Annotated in this window: 14 protein-coding genes; 2 read left to right on the forward strand and 12 right to left on the reverse strand. The window is 41.8% G+C overall.

All coding sequences use genetic code 11. The features are described from left to right. Positions 1–89: 89 nt before the first annotated feature. The 8 genes from BC659_RS05220 to BC659_RS05255 all read right to left on the reverse strand — a co-directional run bounded on the left by BC659_RS05220 (position 90) and on the right by BC659_RS05255 (position 13000). Positions 90–1676, reverse strand: coding sequence for a RagB/SusD family nutrient uptake outer membrane protein (locus tag BC659_RS05220; RefSeq protein ID WP_133473609.1), 1587 nt, complete (start codon positions 1674–1676; stop codon positions 90–92). Positions 1677–1699: 23 nt separating this feature from the next. Further along, positions 1700–4654, reverse strand: a complete 2955-nt coding sequence (locus BC659_RS05225) for a SusC/RagA family TonB-linked outer membrane protein (protein WP_133473610.1) — start codon at positions 4652–4654, stop codon at positions 1700–1702. A 303-nt stretch (positions 4655–4957) separates the two neighbouring features. Then, a complete protein-coding gene (locus tag BC659_RS05230; RefSeq protein WP_133473611.1) occupies positions 4958–6187 on the reverse strand; it encodes a multiheme c-type cytochrome in 1230 nt (409 codons plus the stop codon). Between the two features lie 87 nt (positions 6188–6274). Then, entirely contained in the window at positions 6275–8062 is a 1788-nt protein-coding gene (locus tag BC659_RS05235; RefSeq protein ID WP_133473612.1) for a DUF885 family protein, read from the reverse strand. Between the two features lie 23 nt (positions 8063–8085). Further along, complete coding sequence (locus tag BC659_RS05240; protein ID WP_133473613.1) at positions 8086–9330, reverse strand: NAD(P)/FAD-dependent oxidoreductase; 1245 nt, start codon at positions 9328–9330, stop codon at positions 8086–8088. 127 nt (positions 9331–9457) lie between these two features. After that, the gene (locus tag BC659_RS05245) at positions 9458–10459 is read right to left on the reverse strand and encodes a 4-hydroxyproline epimerase (protein WP_133473614.1); all 1002 of its coding nucleotides are present in this window, start codon (positions 10457–10459) and stop codon (positions 9458–9460) included. 23 nt (positions 10460–10482) lie between these two features. Continuing rightward, positions 10483–12072, reverse strand: coding sequence for an aldehyde dehydrogenase (NADP(+)) (locus tag BC659_RS05250; protein WP_133473615.1), 1590 nt, complete (start codon positions 12070–12072; stop codon positions 10483–10485). Next, the gene (locus tag BC659_RS05255) at positions 12056–13000 is read right to left on the reverse strand and encodes a dihydrodipicolinate synthase family protein (protein WP_133473616.1); all 945 of its coding nucleotides are present in this window, start codon (positions 12998–13000) and stop codon (positions 12056–12058) included. Before BC659_RS05255 ends, BC659_RS05250 begins: the two co-directional genes overlap by 17 nt. A gap of 650 nt (positions 13001–13650) precedes the next feature. On the opposite strand from BC659_RS05255, the gene BC659_RS05260 reads away from it, so the two are divergent. Continuing rightward, positions 13651–14553 carry a helix-turn-helix domain-containing protein gene (locus BC659_RS05260; protein WP_133473617.1) on the forward strand — a complete coding sequence of 301 codons (903 nt, stop codon included), beginning with the start codon at positions 13651–13653 and terminating at the stop codon, positions 14551–14553. 92 nt (positions 14554–14645) lie between these two features. Here BC659_RS05260 and BC659_RS05265 read toward each other — a convergent pair whose 3' ends face one another. From BC659_RS05265 to BC659_RS05280, 4 genes are all read right to left on the reverse strand, one after another. Continuing rightward, positions 14646–16934 (reverse strand): S9 family peptidase, encoded by a 2289-nt coding sequence (locus BC659_RS05265; protein WP_133473618.1) that lies wholly within the window; start codon positions 16932–16934, stop codon positions 14646–14648. Between the two features lie 7 nt (positions 16935–16941). Beyond that, complete coding sequence (locus tag BC659_RS05270) at positions 16942–19518, reverse strand: alpha-L-arabinofuranosidase C-terminal domain-containing protein (protein ID WP_133473619.1); 2577 nt, start codon at positions 19516–19518, stop codon at positions 16942–16944. A 17-nt stretch (positions 19519–19535) separates the two neighbouring features. Continuing rightward, positions 19536–21941, reverse strand: coding sequence for a glycoside hydrolase family 127 protein (locus BC659_RS05275; RefSeq protein WP_133473620.1), 2406 nt, complete (start codon positions 21939–21941; stop codon positions 19536–19538). Between the two features lie 159 nt (positions 21942–22100). Beyond that, positions 22101–23264 carry an aldose epimerase family protein gene (locus BC659_RS05280; RefSeq protein WP_133473621.1) on the reverse strand — a complete coding sequence of 388 codons (1164 nt, stop codon included), beginning with the start codon at positions 23262–23264 and terminating at the stop codon, positions 22101–22103. Between the two features lie 186 nt (positions 23265–23450). Between BC659_RS05280 and BC659_RS05285 the strand changes: the two genes are divergently transcribed. Further along, complete coding sequence (locus BC659_RS05285) at positions 23451–24155, forward strand: NUDIX hydrolase (protein ID WP_133473622.1); 705 nt, start codon at positions 23451–23453, stop codon at positions 24153–24155. Positions 24156–24186: the final 31 nt, after the last annotated feature.

Genomic DNA, 24186 nt, shown 5'->3' on the forward strand with positions numbered 1-24186 from the left:
TTTGAACAGCAAGACCTGCAATTGAACTGTTTGCAGGCCTTGCTATCACTTAATACCTAAAACCTAAACCTTATGAGAAAGAGACTTGATTAATAGCCTGGATTTTGTTTCAGATTGGTGTTGGTGAGCAGTGAGTTTGCCGGTATCGGGAAGATATTCCGGAAAGTAGCCGATGGTTTATGAGAGAACCAGCTCTTTCTGTGGAACACACCGAAACGGATCAGATCCTGTCTGCGTTTTGCTTCAGCAGCAAATTCCCAACCTAATTCATCCAGCATTCTTCCGAAAGGAATGTCAGCGCCACCTTCTACAGTCGTTTGTGCGCCATTGGCCCACTCACCATATGAGTAACTGCTACCCTGTTGTAACTGAGCAGCGGTTACCGTTGCTTTGGCTGGGTTGCTTGCAAAGTTGCGCTGACGAACCTGTGTAACGATGGTAGCAGCCTGTGCAGCATCACCGGTACGTAATAAAGATTCAGCTTTCATCATCAATACATCAGCATAACGCATCAGCGGGAAGTCTACACTGGATCCACCGCGCATACCTGCTTTGATTTCATATTTACCAATACGATAACCCTGGTTAGATGTACTTGATGCGATGCTGGTAACCGTTTTAACATAATCAATCACCAGTGCACCTGTAGTAGCATTGTACTGAGGGCCCATGATCCAAGTATCTCTCAAACGTCTGTCATCCGGATCATAGGTATCAATCCACTGTGGAACCGCACAGTTACCACCCCATGGCTGCACCTGCATTGGGTATACCAACTGCATCAGTGGATCCAGGGTTTTCATGTGCAGGTTACTTTCAGTAGCAAAAATTTCATCATAAGGAACCGCGAAAATGATCTCTTTTGAGTTTTCGTTGGTAGATGTGAAGTTCTCTTTGTATGTAGTGGTTAATGCGTATTGGTTTGAAGCAATGATATCATTACACTGCTGTATACATTCAGCCCATTTAGCAGTACCTGTATACACTTGTGCATTCAGGTATACACGGGCCAGAAAGGCTTTCGCGGCCCAACGCGTCATACGACCATAGGTTGCTTTAGATACCACAGGTGAAAGATTGGGAATGGCATCTGTAAATTCTTTCACTACAAAATCATATACCTGCTGACGTGTTCTCTGCACCGGTAAACTGGTATCCTTAAAGTCTGTTACAATGGGCACATTACCATGGTTATCTAACAACAGATAATAGTAATATGCCCTTGCTGCTTTTAACTCGGCAATGATGGCGTCTTTACCAGATGTAACAGGTATTTCACCTGATTCAATCTGGAACAATACCCTGTTGGCATTGTTGATACCGGTATAACAACGGTTATACAAACCATTTGGCTGACCCTGTGTGGGTGTCCAAACATGTTCATGCATACGGCGATAGGTACCACCATCTACCCATCCGTTCGGACGGGCAGGTGTTACGATCTGATCGGCCGCCTCTTCCTGCAGATCAAACAATGCCTGCCAGCTGGCAGTATTGGCACGTAACACTGTGTAAACTGGAGCAATCAGCGCGGGCACATCCTGTGCAGTGGCCTGGAAGTTTTGTGCCAGTAATTCAGAATATACTTCTTCATCCAGCTTTGTACAGCTATTCATTAACATGGTACCAGCCAGCGCTGCTGTAAGGAACCATTTATGATTATGATATTTTTTCATGATTTAGCGTTTCTTTTATCAGATTATAAGGTTACCAATGCTCCTAAAGTGAATGTGCGTGTAGTTGGATATTTATCACGGTCATCATTACCTGGTGCCAGTCCACTTCTGTTTACTTCAGGATCAATTCCTTTGTAACCAGTGATGGTGAACATGTTCAGACCAGATGCATAAATACGGAGTGATTTCACATATTTATTGCTCTTCAGTTTTACATTATAACCCAATGTGATGTTATCTATTTTCCAGTAATCACCATTCTCTATATAATGGCTCACATATGCCTGTGGATTGGTAAGTCTTGTTTTACCATACACTTTATCGAAAGCAGATAAGAGTACATTGTAGTTACCCAGAATCTGTGGCTGTGAGTTTTCATAGAACATACGCTGGAAGTTCAGTATCTGGAAACCAAAAGCACCACGCATCAATACACTCAAATCCCAGTCTTTGTAACGTACGGTATTGTTCCAGCCTGCATAGTATTTAGGTAAACCATTACCCAGAATTTTTTTATCTTCCTGACGAGCCTGGCTATATGGTTTGGGTTTTCCATCAGCACCCTCAATGATCCACAATCCATTGGCATCAATATCTACTGATCTGTAACCATGGAAGTTTCCGATAGGACCACCGATATCAACACGGTGCGTATAATCCTGAACGGGTTCTCCGGTACCACCTGTAGTAAAGAAATTGGCCGTGGTTCTGAACTGGTTATTTGATAAGCTCACCAGTTTATTGGAGTTGGTTGAGAAGTTTACACTGGTTTCCCAAGAGAAATCCTTCTTCTGAATGGCATTATAGTTCACCAATACTTCCACACCTTTGTTTTCCATCACACCCACGTTGGCGAGAATGCTGTTGAATAAGTAAGGGGGAACAGGCACGCTGTAGTTATAGAGCATGTCTCTGGTGGTTCTCTTATAAATATCAACGGTTGTGCTGAGTCGGCCTTTCAGGATGGAGAGGTCGATACCGAAGTTAATCTCTTCTTTTTTCTCCCATCTCAGATCCGGATTCGGGTTACGTACAGGAGACAGAGACTGAATCCATACACCATTATCCAGGAAACGTGTTCCATAGTTCAGACTGGTTTGTGATAAATAAGCATCGCTTGGCGCGATACCTGTCACACCAAAACCGGCACGTACTTTCAGGTCATGGATAAAGTTTACATCACGCAGGAAAGATTCGTTCTTTACACGCCATGCTGCTGATACAGCGGGGAAAGTACCCCATTTATTATTGGCACCGAATTTAGAAGAACCTTCACGACGTACACTCGCAGATAATAAATATTTATCACCGAAATTGTAGTTCACACGACCAAAGAAACCAATCAGTTTGCTGGAATTCTGGAAACTACTCATCGAAGCTTCCCCTCTACCCAAAGCATTACCTGCCTGAAGACGATTGTATGAATATTGATCGGTTGGAAAATCCCAGTTAGAAACAGAGAAGTCTTCATAACGCTGATCCTGGTAGCTATAACCAGCCAGTGCTACTACGCGATGTTTACCAAAGCTTTTGGTATAATCTACTGTAAACTCTAACAGATTGTCTTTGCTGGCACTGGTGCTTCTGGAAGCATTACCATTTCTACCGTTTTTAGTAGTAGATACGTGCTTCTTGGTTTCAGATGAACCAGACATAGATTCACTCTGCACATTGGCCACTAATAATTTGGCATTTAAACCACGGGCAATATTAGCCGTAACGCTTGCAGACAAACGTGTTTCCTGTGTTTCATTTCTGGCAATGGTTTCCATCAGGTATGCCAGCGGATTATCGTAGAAATAGATATTACGCTCTTTCCAACGACCCTGAAAATCGTAAATACTATCTGTTGGGTTGCGGATAACAGACTGACGATAGATATAACTGTTGAAACCACCATCATCATTACGCTGACGGCTGATTACATTCAGGTTTACTTTTACCTTTCCATCAAGCATGCTATGGTTCACATCAGCACGCAGTGTAAGCTGGCGGTTTACTGATTTGAGGAACATACCTTCCCAGTTACGATAGTTTACATTGGCGGTATAGCTGGTTTGTCTGTTACCACCCTGGAAAGTAAGGTTATGTGTTTGGCTGAAAGGGGTAGGTCTTGAAATGGTTTCAAACCAGTCTGTATTCAGACCATAATCAATAAAAGGATAGCCTTCTTTTCCAAACTGACGGAACTCATCCGCATTCAGGAAACGAGGGCGTCTTGCGATGGTTTGAATGCTTGCATATGTATTGTATTCTACAACAGACTTACCACCACCCTGAATTTTACGGGTTGTGATGAGGATTACACCATTGGTACCGCGTGTACCATAGATGGCAGCGGCTGAACCATCTTTCAGCACGTCAATTGACTCAATATCTTCCGGAGAAACTGAGTTCAGGTTACCGGGAACACCATCAATGAGTACCAGGGGCGCAGTAGAAGCATTCAAAGTAGTAATACCTCTTAACTGAATCTGTGTACCAGCAGTGGGTGAGCCAGAAGAAGTAGAAACGGAAAGACCGGCTACTTTACCTTGTATTAGCTGAGCAGCATCTCTCACAAAACCTTTTACAAAGCTTTCCTGTTTTACACTTGCTACCGCACTCGTAAGGTCTCCTTTTTTCTGGGTTCCATAACCTACTACCACTACCTCATCCAAACTATTGATGTCTTTATTGAGTTTTACTGTTAAAGCATTCTGACCTTTTACAGGAACAGAAAGCGTAACATAGCCCACAAAAGTTATATCCACTACAGCATCATCTGAAGGAACGGTAATACTGAATTTACCATCGGCATCAGAGCTGGTTACTGTTGTAGTGTTTTTAACCGTTACAGTGGCACCTTGAAGCGGAGCACCGGAAGAGGCGTCCGTAACAACACCCGTTACAGTTCTGGGAGGACTTCCCCAGCGGGCGTTTGCCGCATTTCCAATGAGCAGCAGAAGAAGCAGAAAACTTCCAAGTAGATTTTTCATACACAAGCGTTTTATTAAAGGTCAAATTGACACTTAAAAGTATTTTGTATGATCTACGTTTCAGGCTAATATTTTAACTAATACTAAACATATTTTAACCAGTTTAAAAAATATCGGTGAAATATTGATTATTAAAGGGTTGTGTCAATTATACACGTAATTGATTTTGAAGGATTTCCATGTAATTTTCAGTCGCGGGTAAGTTAATTACGGATAAACTAAGGTTAAAATCTGCAAAGCCATTTGACAAATACCCAAAACAGCGTATCAGATAAAACAAAAATATCCCGCCATAACCACCGGCTATTCATCCCTTACACTCTTCAGGTATTTCGAAGTGGCATCAGGATACTTTGCAATCAGGTGCGAACGAACAAGATTGGCGATACTACCTGCCTGCTCAGATTGGAGGCTGATTAATTTAGAAGGTATGGCGGGCATATGACAGTCGATGCAATTATTCACGATTGTGGCACCCAGCTTTGGTGCCATCTTACAAAACTTTGGACCGTTTTGCTGATGACAGCTCATACAACGGGTAGAAAAAACCTTCATGTCATTTCTTTCCATTTTATGCGGATCATGACAGGTGCCACAGGACATGGTTTCAACAGCACCTTTAAAACATTGGCTCTCCATCAATAACTGATACTGATTGCCATGTACATCCAGGGTAGCGGCTGATTGTTTAACCGTATCGGGTCTGTAGAAATCTTTTAAAAAATTACCCGGCTTGAATAAAAAAGGAGAACGCATGGGTTCACGCAAACCCGAATGACAGGTAGCACAATTCTCCATCTTCTGAATATTCGTAAGGTTTTTATAGGTAAGAATATATTTAGCCAGTTTCTCTGCAGGATGTTCCTGTTGATAGGCCACATGGGCCGCACCAGGTCCATGACAACGCTCACAATCAATACCGTAAATCACAGACTGCTTATTCAGCTGATCAATACGATAACCTTTTTCTTCCCGCATGCCGGTTCTTTCCACAAAAGAAGCATGACATTCAAAACAACCAATCGGTATTACGCGATCAAATCTCACTTTATCAGTCGGATAATTCGGACTGTTGACCCAACACTTGCCAATGACAGAATAGGTAACCGGCAGTTGATAGGCATTACTATCCTGCCAGTATAAAAAAGTCTGAGCCTTTCTTCCGGATCCAATCACAATATCAAATGGAAAAGAAGTTTTTTGCTGACCCGCTTCATAAGCAGTCTGAAAAAACTTTCCCTCTTTTTTTTCCATGACTACTTCCAGATCGGTGCGGTAATGAAAGCGGTTGCTATCATTATGAAAACTGCCTTTTATATTTTTTTCATCCGCAGGTGTTGTAGTGTTGTGGTGTGCTGTTTGTGCGTAAGCAGCTACTGTAGAAGCATGGCAACTTACACATGCTGCTGCGCCTGCATAACCCATGCCTCTGGGGTCGTTAAACAAAGGTTCTGATCGTTGTACACAATACTGGAATAGTATCGTTCCCGCTATCAGGCCAAGCAATATTTTAAACCATCGCTGTGTAAGCATATACAGGTAATCTTTGCAATGATACAGTACAAAATATAAAGCCTCCCTGATAGAATGAGAGGCTTTACAGGTATTTATTTCGATTACTTATTTTTCATTGTAAAATCTCCAGTTGGTCTTAAAGTCTTCTGTTAATGGTTGTCCGGTAAGAATGGCCCTTACCATTTCAACAGGCATGGCGTTCATGGTAATAACAGCATCATGGTACTGTTTGTATGTCATTTTACCGCTGTCTACCAATTCCTTTTTCAAGGCATAAAACTGTCTGCCTCCTGTTAAATAGGCCAATTGATAAAGCGGCGGATACCTGCCCGTGAAAGAACGGCGAACTTCGCCTTCTGCATTGGCTCTTTCATGTCCTACACGGTCAACCAGAAAATCAATACACTGCTGAGGTGTCCATTTTCCCATATGATAATTCAGGGAGAAAATAATTCTTGCGCAGCGGTGCATATGCCAGAACAACATACCAATTCTGTCTTCCGGTGTTTTTGCAAACTGCATATCCCATAAAATCAGCTCCCAGTAAAGCGCCCATCCTTCTGTCCAGAAAGGTGTACCAAAATTGCGGTAGGTTCTGTTACGCGAATTCATGAACTGCTGCAGGTTATGACCCGCTATCAATTCATGGTGCACGGTTGCTTTTGAAAAATGAGGGTTATTACCACGCATACTCATCATTCTGTCTTCATAGGCCATTGTATTCGTGGGATAAGAAATAATGATATCAGCACCTCCCAGAAAAAAAGGATTCACCAATTGACGCTCCGGCGACATCATATTCATGCCCCAGGTTTCTTCTGCCAGTGGTGGTATGGTAATGAGGTTATTCTTTTTGAGAAAATCTACAGACTCAGTATATAGTTTCAGAATCGCTTCAGGTTGTTTACCAGCAGGCACATAGAGATTTTTTACTTTTTCCAGTGCTGCTTTCCAGTTATCACCAAAACCCATTTCCCTGGAAGCTTTCAGCATTTCAGCATCACACCATGCAAATTCTTTATTCGCTATATCAATCAATTCTTCCGGTGTATAAGGAATCATTTCACGCTGCAACTGTTTCACCAGGTTATCCCTGCCGGCCTGCACACCCACAATACCACTGTTATCGGTAGCCGTAAGTCCACTGTTGGCTTTGCTTTTCCATACATTGGCATAAGCTGTTAAGGCTTCATCTAATGATTTATGTACCGTAGGCACCCACCAGGTAAACATGGGATCATAGCCATTGTAGAATTCAAATACGCTTAGCGCAGCCTGTTTAATATTATTGATCAATTCACCCGCTGTAAATACAGATTCAGGGTCGATTACTTTTTCTGCTTTCAGTTTGGTTTGAAGGTCCTTTATTTCAGCTATAATACCTGCCCATTCTTTTGCAACCAACTCTCCATTGGGTTGATGTCCTCTGCGGCGGCTTTGCTCCAGTGCATAAATTTTACCGGCAAAGGGCACCCATTTACTGATCTTTTTTACTTCTGCTTCTTCACTCTGCAATTGTTGCGCCCTGTCTTCCAGGTCGCGTTTAAAAAGAATATAATCCACCTTACATTCCTGAGAAAGTCCTTTGAAATTTACCGCTGCGAGTTTTTTCTGATACTCTTTCACCAGCTGTTGTAAGCGCTGGTTTCTTTCCGGCGACCCTACTGCTACCTCACCGCCACCACCAAAACCACCACCACCGCCTCTGTTAACGGCAGGCGTATAAAACCTGTTTAAGGTTCTGCTATCTGTCGCAAAGCCTTGTATAAGCGAAGGCATTTCCTGACAAGGAACATAGGCTTCTTTTGATACCTGTGCTGCCACTTTTTGTACACCTGTATACAGTGTACTTACTGTTAGCAGCAACAAAAAAGAATAGGTTTGTTTTTTCATATAGCTGTTTTGGGTATTGACAATTAATCAAATCGGGTGGGATCAAATGCTTTGATATCAATCGTTGTGTGTTGATGCGAAGCCAGTTCTGCAATCAGTTTACCGGTAGCAGGTCCAAGGCTTAATCCCATCATAGCATGACCACCTGCATATAACATGTTATCATATTTGGCACCATAACCAATATAAGGCAGCCCGTCAGGTGAACAAGGTCTGAAACCATACCATACTTCTTCCCGTTTGGGCATCTCCAGAGAGAGGCCGGGTAAATAGGCTGGTACCGATTCAACAATACCCTGTACCCGATTCATGTTTACCTGATCATTGATCGGTGCAATTTCCATGGTACCCCCAAAACGCAGATCTTTTCCCATGGGTGTAATGGCTACCCGGGCCTCACATAAAATGGCAGGTACCTGCAATTTGTTATGGGTATTTTTCTGTGTAAAAGAATACCCCTTACCTGGCATTAAGGGCAATTGTAAGCCTGCCATTTGTAATAGTGATGGCATCCAGGAACCTGCCGCCATTACAAATACATCCGCATCAATTAATTGATCACCTGCCTGTATGGAAATGATTTTATTCGCTTTTCGGTTAATCTGCTTAACCGGATTCCCGGTTACAAACCTTACGCCTTTCTGTGTGAGATAGTCAATAAGCTGTTGGTTCAGTTTATTGGGATAGAGATGTGCATCACAACGGTAATGTACAGCTCCCAATACATCCAACTTTACATCCGGCTCCAAAGCCTGCGCCTGTTCAGCTGAAAGCACTTCTACATCGAGGCCCATGGCCCTGGCTGTTTCTGCCATATGTATTTCTTCTTCCCCTACTTTTTCTGATTTGTAGTACATCATGATTCCCTTTTTTTCAAAAGCAAAATCAAAACCGGGAAGACCGCTGAGTTCTTCGTATAATTTTTTACTAAGGAGATTGATATCGGTTAATGGGCGGGCAGATTTTCTAACATTTGCTTCGTTGGCTGATCTGATAAACTTTAATCCCCAGTTAATCAATTGTCCACTCAATGATGGCTTAACATAAAAAGGGCTCTTGGAATTAAACATCCACCGAATACCCTGCGCAACAATGCCGGGTGCAGCCAAGGGCACAAAATGGCTGGGCACAATCATACCCAGATTACCATAAGAGCAACTGTCTGTGAGATCTGTTTTATCAACGACTGTCACATCAAAACCATCCTGTACCAGATAGTATGCTGAACTTAAACCAATAATACCTCCACCTATAATAACTGCTTTCATGTGTTTATCTCCATTGGTTTTAACCACAGTTCATATACCCCAAATAGGGATATTATTTGTCAATCAATACTTTAGTTTCAACAGTTTTTGAACTGGCTGAAATGTATTCATTCTTCCGTTCAGAAAATCAGATTACCTGAAACCCATGCGCGTATGGGTCTTCATCATCAATGATAATGGTATTATACCCCGTTACAATGGCCCAGCCTTCGATGCTTGGCACAATGGCAGGCTGACCATTTACAGTTGTTTCTGCTTCAATTCTTCCAGTGAAAGTGGAACCGATGATACTTTCATGAATAAATTCATCGCCTTTTTTCAGTTTCCCTTTCGCATACCATTGCGCCATTCTTGCCGAAGTACCGGTTCCGCAGGGAGATCGGTCTATGGCTTTATCACCATAGAAAACTGCATTACGTGCGGTAGATGATGATGACAATGTTTTACCTGTCCATAAAAGATGACTCAAGCCCTTGATATTTTCATTCTCCGGATGAATGAAAGTATATTTCTCATTCAATCTTTTTCTGCAAACACGGCTCCATGAAATGAGTTGATCAGCGGTATGATTTTCAATGCCGGTAAAATTGGTTTGCGGGTCTACAATAGCATAAAAATTTCCACCATAAGCAACATCTACTTTAATGGGACCGAGATCCGGACATTCCACTTCGAGATCAGCTGCATACAAGAAAGCAGGTACATTGGTTAGTTTTACCGACTTTACTTTTTTACCCTCCTGCTTGTATTCAATCAGTACCAATCCGGCAGGTGTTTCAATTCTGAGCTGACCGGGTTGTTTGGGTATTACCAATCCTTCTTCAATAGCGATGGTTATGGTTCCGATGGTACCATGGCCACACATAGGTAAGCAGCCGCTTGTTTCAATAAACAATACACCAATATCATTTTGCAGATCATGTGGTGGATACAATATGCTCCCACTCATCATATCATGACCTCTTGGCTCAAACATTAACCCCTTTCTGATCCAATCATATTCTGCGAGAAAATGCAGTCTTTTTTCCATCATGGAGTTTCCTTGCAGTAAGGGTCCGCCACCTGCTACAAGACGAACAGGGTTACCACAGGTATGTGCATCTATGCAGAAAAATTTTTTATGTGCCATTTTGTTAATCGTCAAATTGAATACTATACGATCGCGTCTCGGGTATATACACCGTTAACTTTACGCATGATACCGGCTTCGTTTGCATTCTGCAGGTAAACAGGCAATAAATGTTGTGGGCAGTCCTGGTAACAAACCGGACGAACAAATCTTCTGATGGCCTCCGTTCCTACGGAAGTAGTTCTGGCATCTGTTGTAGATGGGAACGGTCCTCCGTGTACCATAGCATGACAAACCTCAACACCGGTAGGAACATTGTTGAAGATGAGCCTACCTACTTTTTGCTGTAAAATATCAATCGTTGCTGTAAATGCAGTCAGTTCTTCGGTGGTACCGAATAAAGAACCGGTTAACTGTCCGTGTAAACTATTCAATGCTGCTTCGAGTTCTGTTTTATCCTCACAGATTACCAGCATGGAGCAGGGGCCAAACACTTCATCCTGTAAAGATGGGTTCACCATAAAATCAGTAGCAGACACAGCGAATAAGGTGGGACTTGCTTTATAAGATGTCGACTCATCGTTACCTGAATACAACTCTTTTACACCTGCTACCTGTTTCACTTTGTTACGGTCCTTATAATAACTTGTACAGATAGCCTGATTGAGCATAGTACCAGCCGCAGCGTTCGATAAAGCACTGACCAGTGATTCAGCAAAAGTATCGGCTGCCTGCGACTTGATTACAAATAACAATCCGGGATTGGTACAGAACTGACCAACACCCAAAGTCATGGAGGCGGCAATCGCTGCTGCTGTTTCATTGGTTTTAGCAGCCAGTGTTTCAGGTAAAAGCACCACCGGATTAATGCTGCTCATTTCGGCATATAACGGAATCGGTTCTTTTCTCTTTTGTGTAACAGTAGCATACAATGCCATACCTGCCCGGTATGAGCCGGTAAAACCAATGGCTTTTACCGCAGGTTCCATTGCCAGTCTTTGTCCCAGTGTAGCGCCTTCTCCATTTAAAGAGGAGAATACACCATCGGGCATACCGGTTTTTTTAGCAGCAGCCTGTATAGCAGATGCCATCAGTTCATTGGTACCCCCATGTGAGCTGTGGGCTTTTACAATAACCGGGCAACCTGAAGCGAGTGCCGAAGCTGTATCGCCACCAGCGGTAGAAAAGGCAAAAGGAAAATTACTGGCTGCAAATACAACTACAGGACCAACAGGTTGTAAAAGCCTGCGAATATCAGACCTCGGTAAAGGTTTCCTGTCTGGCAGTGCTGTATCAATGACTGCGTCGGCCCATGAACCTTCTCTCAGTAAAGCTGCAAAGAGTTTTAACTGATTCATGGTTCTGTCTCGCTCACCTGTTAAGCGTGCAAGTGGCAGGCCGCTTTCGAGATGGGTTCTTTCCAGTAAAGTATCGCCGATCTGTAAAATTTCTTCAGCAATGGTTTCCAGAAAAACAGCACGCTGTTGAAAACTGGTTTTACTGTAAATGCCAAAAGCAGCTACCGCTTTGGCGATAGCTGCTTCGATCTCTTCGTCTGTTGCTATATGAAATGATCCGGGAAGTGTTGCTCCCTGGAGGGTACTGAATGACTGATAGGTTTCAGTCCCTTTTTTGGTTGTATCGAATCCGATTACATTATGCCCATGCAGCATCCTTCTTATGTTTCAGGTTTAAATAATCTGGCAATACAGGACGTGCTGCCAGTGCTTTCTCAATAACAGCAGTTACTGCTTTCAATTCTTCACCTTCAAGTGGTAAACGTGGCGCTCTTACATGCGCTGTACCAATACCGGTATGTTGTGCAGCAAGTTTGATATACTGAACCAGTTTTGGATGAATATCCAATTCCAGCACAGGCAGGAACCAACGATAAATTTTAAGCGCTTCATCAATCATGCCTGCTTTCACCAAACGATAAATAGCAACGGTTTCAGCCGGGAAAGCATCCACCAGACCAGCTACCCAGCCATCGGCGCCCATACAAAGGCTTTCCATAGCCAGCGGATCAACACCGGTAAGCACACTGAAACGATTACCAAAACGGTTAATCATCCGTGTTACATTCGACACATCACGTGTTGACTCTTTTACTGCCTGAATATTTTTATATGGCATCATTGCTTCGAACATATCCAGTGTAACCATGATTTTATAATCAACCGGATTATTGTATATCATGATAGGTAGAGATGTATTCGTAGCTACCGCTTTGAAGTATTCTAAGGTTTCTTTACTATCTGCATTGTAACGCATGGGAGGCAATAACATCAATCCATCTGCACCATTCGTTTCAGAATCCTGCGCCAGCTGTATGGCCGCTTTAGTGGTTTGTTCTGCTATATTAATTATAACAGGAAAATCTCCGGGTACTATCTCTTTTGAAAAGAATAATAAGTCTCTTTTTTCTTCATTCGACAAAGAACTTGCTTCGCCTAAAGAACCACCAAGAATAATACCATCTACACCCGCATCCATCTGGGCTTGTAAGTTGATTTTGTACACATCAAAATCAACAGAGTCATCTGCTTTAAATGGAGTGAGTAGTGCCGGATAAACACCTTTCCATGTTACATTAGCCATACTGATTAATTTAATAAAAGCAAAACTAACAGGTAGTTTACAGTGCTTGTTTTTCTGTATTAATAAATTCTATACCGATTTTAACTGTTTTTATTGGTGTTGACAACAATCAGGTTATTATACCCATCGTAGAGCCTGATCCCTATGAAAACATTGTACCTTTTATCATTTGACTGAAAGAATAAAATACGGCAATTAACGATTGCGGAAGCATGCTTCGCCAAACTGTGTTACCGTTCATTATTACTACTTCAGTATTACTGACTGACACAACCTTTTTGACTTCGATTCAAGAAGGCTCATTTTCAGCCTTATCCGAAAATGTCATTCCACTACTGGTAGTAAAAGATACCTGATACTACACGTTTTTTCTCCACTCCCCGGATGCGGTCATGAAAATTAAATGCACCTGTTCAAATATATAAAAAAATAAACGTTATTTTGACACTAAATATACCCCATTGGAGTTATACGACAAATAATAAAATCAGTAGATTGATGGAAAATGGTGTTATGGTTAACAAATAGAGCTAAATTATATGTGAAAATTAAGCAGCACATCTAATATCTTAACTGTCTATTTATACTTTAACACAGACAAGAGATAATATTGGTTATTACTATGTCAGAATCTTGATAACCCCCTATCCATGAAAGTTTTACAGTTTACCATACCGGTTCCAGGTGATAAAAATATCATCGTACAACACGACCTCCTGCCGTATTTTTATCCGCATCTACACAGGCATGATGAGATCCAGCTTACCTGGATACAGAAAGGAGAAGGCACCCTTGTAGTCGATAATAACATGTACCCCTTTGGCCCTAACGAAATCTATTATCTTGGAGCCAACCAGCCGCATGTATTTAAAAGCGATCCCATGTACTTCTCGCCAAAAAGCAAAAGAAAAGTACAAGCCATAACCATTCACTTTAATCCACATGGCAAACTTGCCTCCCTTTTTGATCTGGCAGAAATGAAACATATCCAGACCTTTCTTCAGAAACATAATAATGGATTTGTAGTTCCTTCAGAGCAGGTTTCAGATATATCACATAAAATCCAGTTGGTGAGCAAAAGCTCAGGTACCGACCAGATGATTGCCTTTATTGATTTATTTAAAAAATTTACTTCCATACCGAGACTGAAAGAATTGTCGAGTATATCAAATCTTACTACTGTTAGCGAGCACGATGGTATCAGGCTGAGTCATATTTACCATTATATAATGGCGAATTATGCAAAAAATATTACACTGGAAGATGTGGCACAACAGGCGCATATGACACCACAGGCTTTTTGCCGTTACTTCAAAAAAAGAACCTTACACACATTTGTATCCTTCCTGAATGAAGTTCGTATCAATGAAGCCTGTAAGAAATTAACAACCGGCGACAGCGATAGTACCAGTATTTCAACTATCGCTTACAATTGCGGATTTAATACAGTTACGAATTTTAACCGTGTATTCAAAACTGTTATCGGGAAGTCGCCAAGCGAATATGTGGATGACTATTTCAGAAGTACTTATGAGGAAAATACCACTGTATAGCAAAGGCATGATCTATTAGCTTTTAGGCTTTAGCTAATTTGCTTCCACAAGCAAATCATCACTTTACCTGGAAAAGGCTAAGAGCTAAAAGCTTAGTCCTCCGTTGCCAACTCATCCGTATTTCGATCGGGCGGATCAACGCCTAATAAACTCTTCACAAAGAAATCTCTTTTCTTAGCGCGTCCATAAGGCCCGCCATCACTATGGCCCATACCGGGTACTGCCAGAAAATCAAATGTTTTCTTTGCTTTGATCAAGGCGTCTGCCACTCGGTAAGTTGACTCAGGGGGTACATTGGTATCTGCTTCTCCAACGATTAACAATAATTTCCCTTTGAGCTTATGTGCATTGGTAATATTCGATTGCTCGTCATAATGCTTCCCAATCGGATAACCCATCCACTGCTCATTCCACCATTGTTTATCTACCCTGTTATCATGGCAACCACAAGCCGATACAGCAGCTTTGTACCACATAGGATGAAACAATAAGCCTCCTAATGAGTTTTGTCCGCCTGCCGATGTACCATACAAACCTACTCTGGTAGTATCAGCCTGTGGATATTTTGCTGCCATAGCGCGCATCCAGGCGATACGATCGGGAAAACCTGCATCGGCAAGGTTTTTCCAGCATACATCATGAAAGGCTTTTGATCGATTGGCAGTACCCATACCATCAATCTGCACCACGATAAAACCGAGCTCTGCCATGCTTTGCATTTCACCAAATGCGGAAAAAGATTTTGGTACAAAAGCATCCTGCGGACCGGCATAAATATTCTCAATAATCGGGTAACGTTTTTTAGGATCAAAATCAGACGGGCGGCAGATAATACCCCAGATATCGGTTACACCATCCCTTCCCTTCGCATGAAAAGGTTCTGGCAATCTGAAACCAGCTGCTACATGTTTACTGATATCGGCCTTCTCCAGTTCCATCAGTTGTTTGCCATCTGATACACGTCCCAGCACAGAAACAGGCGCCTGATCTACCGTTGAATAAGTATCTACAAAATATTGTTTATCCGGCGACCAGGTTATACGATGGTTAAACCCGGGTTTGGTAAGCGTCACCATATTTTTCCCATCAAACCCAATACGGTAATAATGCAGGAAATAAGGATCTTCACCTTTGTTCATCCCACTTGCCTGGAACCAGATTTCTCTTTTCTTTACATCCACACTATCTACCGAACGGACTACCCATTCTCCCTTTGTAACCACATTTTTAATGGTGGCATTTTTGGCATCCACCAGGTAAATATGTCGCCATCCATCTTTTTCTGTAACCCATAAAATTTCTGAAGTCTCAGGAAGATAATAGGTGAAAATCCGCTGCTCATAAATAAATGTGCTGGTTTGCTCATCTACAATGTTACGCGTACTGCCATCAACTGCATTTACTTCAATGATCCTGAAACGCTGGTGACCACGATCCACTCTTTCAAACATAAAGTGATCATTGTCTCCTTTGTTCCAGTTGATTTTGGGAGCATCAAAGAAATCAATGATATCTGTTTTTACTTTAACAACCGCTTTATCCACTACTTTGATCAGGAACATTTCATAGGTTGAAAAATCATCTCCCGGTTGTTTATAAGGACGCTCTTTCATTTCGCCACGTGTGGTGCCTGGAACTGAAGTGAGCACATAATAAACAGGTTTATCCACTACACGTTTTATTTTGTAGGCAATCAGGTATTTGCCATCCGGCGACCATGTAATATCACCATAAGGCAATGCTGAAGTTCCGTCATTCGTGTATTGAACAGCAGGCCCTCCGCCCACAGGCTCCAGATAGATATTGTTATCTTTTACAGATACATTCCATTGGTTATCGGGCGATGTTCTGGCGCTTCTGTTACGCTGCCAGCGTCCCGCGACACGGGTTAGCGATGGATAGTCTGTTTTATCTACCGGTAAAGAATCAATTTTTGTGGTAGCATAAGTCGACAGGTCCACATCAAAAAATGTACGACCGAGAGATATAGCCAGTTTTTTTCCATCAGGATATAAATAAGCATTCCTGATAGGTAAACGGTTGGCTTCTGCAGCCTTACCCTGTACTGAACTGATGGCTGCAGCCATTTTAGCTGCATCAAATAACGGACGCTTTATATTTTTTACCGGATCAACATACAGGTATTCAGACTGGCTGTCGGGCATTGCATTCCGGTACCAAAAAGCAGAGGGACCGCTCCAGTTAGGTGTTACACTCAATTTGAATGCCGTTCGACGCGCCAGACTATCACGTTGATCTGCGACTTTATATCTTGTAAGCATCTCATTCCGGGAAGGGGCATAAGATGGTAAGGGCTTTTGCTGTGCAGTCAGTGTACTTATTACCGCAAACAAAGATGTTAAGAGTAACAACGGCTTCATTGGGTTGTTATTTTTTAGTGGGTATTCTTATAACAGTAATCGAATATTTGGGAAAACTGTGTACCAGTTTTTTAGCGCCGGAAGTTTTTCCAGTCGTCACTACCGGTACATATTTTTTGGGATCAGCAAATGAATTTTCTGCCGTTGTTTCATCAGAAGCAATGGTATATACTTTATAGGTACCAACAGCTTCTCCCGCACCCTCAAATTCGATTTCGGTTTCTATAGCGTCGTCATTACCATTTACCATCTTAACAATCAGATCACCTGTTTCTTTATCCTTGCCTGCAATACCGATTAATTTTTTGGGTTCAGTATAAGAAAGCAGCAATACATCATCCAGGTAACAATCTACTTTTTCATACCCTACTTCCAGTCTTATTTTATACCATCTTCCTGTTTCAATCGGTTTTGCCAATCTTTTAGTAGGTGATACATTGGCTACAGACCCTTCACTTACTATTTCAAATATGGTACTGTTATTCACCAAAGCACCAATATGTGCACGAAGCATTGAATTGGGGCCATTCACAGCAAATGGAATGATAAAGGCATTGGTACCCGATGTTTTTCTTGCTTCCAACTGCAGTGTATAGGTATCGAAAGACTTGTCTTTCAGTATCATCAATCTTTGTGCGCCCTGTGCTGTTTGTGCCATGGCTCCATCTTTCAACTGCCAGGAGCCCCTTACTGATTGCCATTCATCTGCTTTATTTACAAAATCACTTTTGTAAACCGTTTGTCCATTTTGAATCACTTCGATATTGCGATACTCTGTTTGTGTATCCCAGGTAGCCAAACCAATACCTCCTTTATTTCTGGCTTTCTTTACGGTTGATGGTTTCTGCTGTAACGATACGGTATAGTTCTCGTCTGACCGTTGTTCATTCATTAACTGAATGGTATAATATGATATACGTGCAAAGCTGCTATCAGCCTTATACTTGATAAGATTCACGGGCCAGTGCCTTGTATTTACATTTTCGAATAATGGAGCATAACTCGACATCTTTACCAGATCACCATTATTCTCCATACCCAATATATAAGCTGCATCATTCAATGCTGCCTGCATATTACCATTTCCTACGCCTGCATTGGTAGCATACTCACCTACATATACTTCATAATCGCCCCGTTTATAATTATCAAAGTGATCATAATTGGTGAAGGACCAGAATGCACTTTTATACGCATGTTCATCGGCTATATCAGTTACTTTGATACTATCCAGTGTACGACGGTTAATATCTCCGATACCCATACTCGATACAATTTTAATATCCGGGTATTTAGCCTTAATAGCTTCATGGAATTGATTGTATCGTTTCGCATACCAGGGACCATGTTGTTCGTTACCCACTTCGATATACTTCAGGGGAAACGGCTTCGGATGGCCATTCTGCGCACGAAGCTTACCCCATTTAGAAGTAACGGGCCCAACTGCATACTCAATCGCATCCAGTACATCATTAATAACAGTCTGTACTTCTCCATCACTTATAAATGTACCACTGCGGAACTCACAAGAAACACCGGCGTTGAAAACGTACAATGCATCTGCTTTAATGTCTTCACAAAACTGTAAATATTCATGATAACCAAAACCATCACTCGACCAGTATCCCCATACACTGAATGTACCAGGTCTGTTTTCAAGTGGGCCAATTGAATTTTTCCAGTTAGGGGCACTTTCTACATTTACACCCTCTACAAAACAACCTCCGGGCCAGCGAACGAAAGCAGGTTTTAAATCGGCCAGATATTGCGCCAGATCGGCACGTAAACCATTGGGTCTGTTTTTAAATGTTTTCTTTGGAAACAACGATACAAAATCAAATGAAATTTCACCGGTAGATTCCAACCTGAAAGCAAAACTCGATTTACCATCGGTTTCAGATGGTATCAATGTACAGGTATATTTTTTCCAGTCTTTACCATCAACGGATTTGAAAGTATGTGATGCTATTTCTTTTCCAGCTGATGATAATAAAACAACTGTTAGCGGACCTTTATAAGCCTCATTTGTTTTAGTATAAAAGCTAAGTGTATAGGATTCACCTTTTTTTGCGTTAATACCCCAGAAACCTTCATTAACGAAATAATCTTTTCCGGTTCCCGACAACTGTTCAACTGTAAGCAGTGCCGATTGAGGTGTTGCAGTTGTTAGCGGCTTTTCAGTACTAATGGTTGCATTTACTTTGGCATTGTCTCCCAGTGATAATTTCCAGTAAGGCATGGCAGTTTTAACAGGCCATGGCATGCGCCAGTCGCTCGCCCTGCCATTAAGGTTATAGTGAGGTTTTTTATCAGGGTTTGCATTCAGCATACCATTTTCTACAACAGAACCCGGAGGTATTCTGCTTTCCTCAAAACCGCGGTTCTGGATTAATTCAGCATATAAACCACCTTCCCCGCCGTGGCTGATCTCTTCAAAGAAAATGCCATGCAGGTTGGGAGATACTGTATTTTTTACCTTATCGGTATACACTTTCATAGCTGCACGTTCCTGTGCCACCGGGAAAGATGCTGATGCTAATAAGCATCCCATCAATACCGCACGAAAAGAATATTTGAATTGCATAGCTGCTTGCCTTTTTTTTATTTTACGATCCACTCATGTACACCTGTTGCATGATCTTTCGGTAAACGAATTTTCATTCGTATCGCTGTAGTTTTTACAGGTGTGAAACGAACTGTATTGTATTTATCTTTTGCATTTTCATAGGGGGCTGTTGCCTGTACAGGTACCCACTGATCACCTTGCTTGTATAAAAGTTCCCATGAGGCAGGAATCCGGCAACCGCCAAACGGGCTATCATCGTACCAATATACTTTTGATTCAGACACTGTTTGTTCCTGATCAAAATCGTATTGTATCCACTCTTCTGTATCTTTCTTGGGCCACCAATGCAGGTATAATGCCGATTTGTCTTCTGAGCTAGAAGGCTCGAACTGATCATTTAAGGCATTCAGCATCCTTGGATTATTGATAGAACCGCTGACTTTACTTTTTGAAGCTATTGTTGGAGCTGGCTTAGGACGTGCTGCCGATTCCTGATAAGGAATCCAGACAACCATTTCTCCCGAACCACGGTTATTCCATGAGTAATAAGGAATAGCTTTTACAGTCTGTTCTTTTTTTGATAACTCATCACTATTCAGTTGTCTGGTCGTAGCACTACCAGTACCATTGAGTAATAACACGCCATTCAGCAATTGTGGGTCGTAAGATTCTTTTAATGATGCCTGTTGAGGAACCACAATATTTTGTACGACTTTATCCGCATGATCAGGGCCTTCCAGACAGAATACGATCGGACCTCTTTGCAAGGCGAATTTGCCCTGGTCTTCTTTTATTTTTTCATTCGCCAGTACTTTCTCTATTTCCATCGGGAGGGTGAAACTTACTACATCTCCTTTTTTCCATGTACGGTTAAACACCGCATATCCTTTTTCAAGTGTATATGCTACGGGTTTACCATTCACACTGATTTCAATTTTTGTTACTTTCTGATCCGCAAAACGATATAAGTCACCTGGCACTGCTTCCTGTCTTGCCCATCCGGGTATTCGCACGCGTAAAGCAAAAGGAATTTGCTTTTCCGGGTTCACCACAATTTTTACGCCACCTTCCCAGGGATAAGCTGTTTCCTGTAAAATTTTTATTTTTCCGGCAGGCAATGTAACATCTGCTTCATTGGTCATGAAGAGGTTTACGTATACATTATTCTGATCCTGTGCATACACATAACCAGGAACCGAAGGCATAAAACGTGTGACGTTTGATATACAGCATGCACAACCAAACCAGGCGCTACGGGCATGTTGTCCCATAGATGCAAGTGGATTGGGATAAAAGAATTTTTTACCATCCTGTGCAATACCCGACAAAACGCCATTATAAAGTACACGTTCCATTACATCTATGTATTTGGCATCACCATGCAATAAAAACATTCTGATGTTCCAGTATACATTCGCAATAGAGGCACAGGTTTCTGCGTAGGCCGACATATTGGGCAGTTCGTAAGCTGCACCAAATGCTTCACCCGCACCGGTTGCTCCGATACCTCCGGTGAGGTACATTTTTTTTGTTACCACATCAGACCAGATATTGTCGATGGCTTTGATATAAGAAGCATCCCCGGTGAGTGCGGCCACATCGGCCATACCTGTGTACATATAGGCGGCACGTACTGCATGACCAACCGCTTCATTCTGTTGTACCACCGGCTTATGCGACTGGCTGTATTGTGAACCACGTACCTGACCATTTCCACGGATATCGAGGAAATATTTTGCAAGGTCCAGGTATTCCTTCTTTCCGGTTACGCGATACAATCTTGATAAGCCTGTTTCAATTACCTGGTGCCCCGGAAAATAAGGAGCTTTGCCATACAGAAAGTCCTTTACAATCAGGTCTGCATTTTTGGTGGCAATATTCAGCAGATTCTTTTTACCGGTAGAGAGATAGTGTGCTACCGCAGCTTCATATAAATGACCTGCATTGTACAACTCATGACTCAGATCAGGATCTTTCTCCCAGCGTTTCGGACTGATCCATGGATGCAGCTTTGCAGGCTTCATGGTACGGAAAGTATAGAGATAACCATCCGGCTCCTGTGCTTCTCCAATGATAGTAATTAAAGAGTCGATTGACTTATCCAGTGCAGGATTGGGTTTTACCTGCAATGCATAAGAAGCACCTTCAATCACTTTAAAAATATCAGAATCATCAAATGGGTATTCTGTTAATTTTTCCGGCGGCATTTTACCCGCTGCTTTCAGAAAATTATCTACACGACCTGTTTCTCTGCTTTTTTGTAATACGTACGGAATGGTAACTTCCGCATTGATATTAATGCGTGGCGCCCAGAACTGATCATGTACATGTACATGATTAAATGTTACGGGCTGAATAGGATAATCTTTAACCTGCGCTTGCAGGACAGATGCAGACAATAAAATACCTGCAGCAAAAAATACACTTTTGCAGTTACTCATTTTTCCAAAATTTATTTTTGATCTATTAACGGCTTTATTGGTAAAAGCCAGTTGTCATGCAGCGTTTAACTGTTTTCAAAAGAAATTCAGTCACAATAAAAATACTGCTGCGCTAACGCTTTTCATTTTCAGATATTAACCAATTCTGAGCCGATTTTGTTATTTCTGAACACCAAACTGATAAATGGTTGTTGTCTGGTATTTTTTCCCTGGCTCTAATGTTGTTGATGGGAATGAAAGCTGGTTAGGCGCATCTGGATAATGTTGTGTTTCAAGGCAGAATGCAGAACGGTGACCATATGCTTTCTGCTTTTTACCTATCAATTTACCATCCAGAAAATTACCGCTGTAGAATTGAATGGCAGGCTCTGTAGTATATACATCCATCAAAATACCTGTTACTGTAGAATATACGGATGCAGCTTTCTCCAATCCATTTGCCTGTTTTTTATCCAATACAAAATTATGATCGTAACCCAGACCGTTTTTGATTTGCACATGATCTGCATTAATCTCTTTCCCGATTTGTTTGGCTGTTCTGAAATCGAAAGGTGTACCTTCTACCGTAACAGGATCCCCTGCCGGAATCAATGTTGAGTCAACAGCTGAATATTTAGACGCATTAATGGTAAGCATATGATCGGTAATGGTAGTATCACCCTGTCCATTCAGGTTGAAATAGGCATGATTGGTAAGATTTACTACAGTAGGTTGATCCGTAGTTGCTTCATAATCAATCTTCAATTCATTGGCATCGGTTAATGTATAGATCACCTTAACAGTGAGGTTACCAGGATAACCTTCTTCACCATCTTTTGAAGTATAACTCAATTCGAGAGTATGGCCATCTTTCTGAACAGCATCCCATACCTGGTTATGAAAACCCATGGGTCCGCCATGCAGGCTGTTCACACCATTATTGGCTGACAGTTGATAGGTTTTACCATTCAATGAAAATTTAGCTTTAGCGATTCTGTTACCATAACGGCCAATCAATGCACCAAAATAGGTTTCGCTTCGGTTACGGTAATGGTTCAGGCTATCATATCCCAATGTGATGTCGGTCATGACACCGTTTTTATCAGGCACCACCAATGCCACTACCCTGCCACCATAATTGGTAATAGCAGCCTCAACACCGGATGCATTTCTCAGTATATACAGGTGTACCTGCTTCTCATTTACAGTAGCTTCATAGGCTGCCTTTAATGCAGTTGTATCAATTACTGCAGCTGATGGTTCTGTTGTATCTGCAGGCCTGGAAGTACATTGTACAAAGAGTGTGAGGACTGTGATTACGGCTAAAAAATGTAGCTTTTTCATATGATGCTGATGTGGTTTTGCAATCGGTATAAATATCGAATATTTCTATCCGGGCCGTCCCAAATTAGAAAAAAAATATTAATTGTAAAAAAAACACTTATTATTTTTTACGGATTACTTATATTTAATGCAGAGATTTGTGATTTAGAAAACCCATCTCTCAAGCTTTTGAGATAGTTTATTCTTATGGTCAGGTATCATAAACAGACACGTATATTGGTTGCCATAGATTGTATCATCTTTGGCTTTGATGGCAGCGAACTGAAGCTCTTGCTGGTTCAGCGCGGCCTTGAACATGAAAAAGGTAAATGGAGCCTGATGGGGGGCTTTATTCAGAAAGACGAGGACTTTGTAGAAGGTTCTGCACGTATTCTGAATGAGCTTACAGGTCTGGAAGGCGTGTATATGGAGCAACTCTATGCCTTTGGCGATGTAAACCGTGACCCCATTGAACGAACCGTTTCTGTTGCCTATTTTGCACTCATCGATATACATAAGTATGAGAAACAGTTGAATGAAGATTATCATGCAGAATGGTTTCCGATAAAAGATACGCCCAAACTCATTTTCGACCACCAGCAAATGGTGGATATGGCCAAGGAAAAGCTCCGTTATAAAGCCGCTTTCCACCCAATCTTATTTGAACTCTTACCTGAAAAATTCACGCTGCCACAGCTCCAGAGCCTGTATGAAGGCATTTTTGATTATCAGTTTGACAAACGAAATTTCAGTCGCAAACTTCAGTCTACCAAACTGCTGGTAAAACAAAAAGACAAAGACAAGGAGAGCTCAAAAAAGGGTGCCTTTTACTACAAACTCGATAAAAGACGCTATGCAGCTAACTTCCATGCCTTCCTGAACCTCATTCCAAACCCTGGAAACTTAAAATAACAGGAAAATTTCTTCCTGTTTTTTTTGTTTT

The organism is Sediminibacterium goheungense (assembly GCF_004361915.1).
Lineage (GTDB): Bacteria > Bacteroidota > Bacteroidia > Chitinophagales > Chitinophagaceae > Sediminibacterium > Sediminibacterium goheungense.

Coding starts and splice junctions, on each gene's coding strand:
- BC659_RS05220 (WP_133473609.1), bottom strand. CDS start 1,676: ATGAAAAAATATCATAATCATAAATGGTTCCTTACAGCAGCGCTGGCT.
- BC659_RS05225 (WP_133473610.1), bottom strand. CDS start 4,654: ATGAAAAATCTACTTGGAAGTTTTCTGCTTCTTCTGCTGCTCATTGGA.
- BC659_RS05230 (WP_133473611.1), bottom strand. CDS start 6,187: ATGCTTACACAGCGATGGTTTAAAATATTGCTTGGCCTGATAGCGGGA.
- BC659_RS05235 (WP_133473612.1), bottom strand. CDS start 8,062: ATGAAAAAACAAACCTATTCTTTTTTGTTGCTGCTAACAGTAAGTACA.
- BC659_RS05240 (WP_133473613.1), bottom strand. CDS start 9,330: ATGAAAGCAGTTATTATAGGTGGAGGTATTATTGGTTTAAGTTCAGCA.
- BC659_RS05245 (WP_133473614.1), bottom strand. CDS start 10,459: ATGGCACATAAAAAATTTTTCTGCATAGATGCACATACCTGTGGTAAC.
- BC659_RS05250 (WP_133473615.1), bottom strand. CDS start 12,072: ATGCTGCATGGGCATAATGTAATCGGATTCGATACAACCAAAAAAGGG.
- BC659_RS05255 (WP_133473616.1), bottom strand. CDS start 13,000: ATGGCTAATGTAACATGGAAAGGTGTTTATCCGGCACTACTCACTCCA.
- BC659_RS05260 (WP_133473617.1), top strand. CDS start 13,651: ATGAAAGTTTTACAGTTTACCATACCGGTTCCAGGTGATAAAAATATC.
- BC659_RS05265 (WP_133473618.1), bottom strand. CDS start 16,934: ATGAAGCCGTTGTTACTCTTAACATCTTTGTTTGCGGTAATAAGTACA.
- BC659_RS05270 (WP_133473619.1), bottom strand. CDS start 19,518: ATGCAATTCAAATATTCTTTTCGTGCGGTATTGATGGGATGCTTATTA.
- BC659_RS05275 (WP_133473620.1), bottom strand. CDS start 21,941: ATGAGTAACTGCAAAAGTGTATTTTTTGCTGCAGGTATTTTATTGTCT.
- BC659_RS05280 (WP_133473621.1), bottom strand. CDS start 23,264: ATGAAAAAGCTACATTTTTTAGCCGTAATCACAGTCCTCACACTCTTT.
- BC659_RS05285 (WP_133473622.1), top strand. CDS start 23,451: ATGGTCAGGTATCATAAACAGACACGTATATTGGTTGCCATAGATTGT.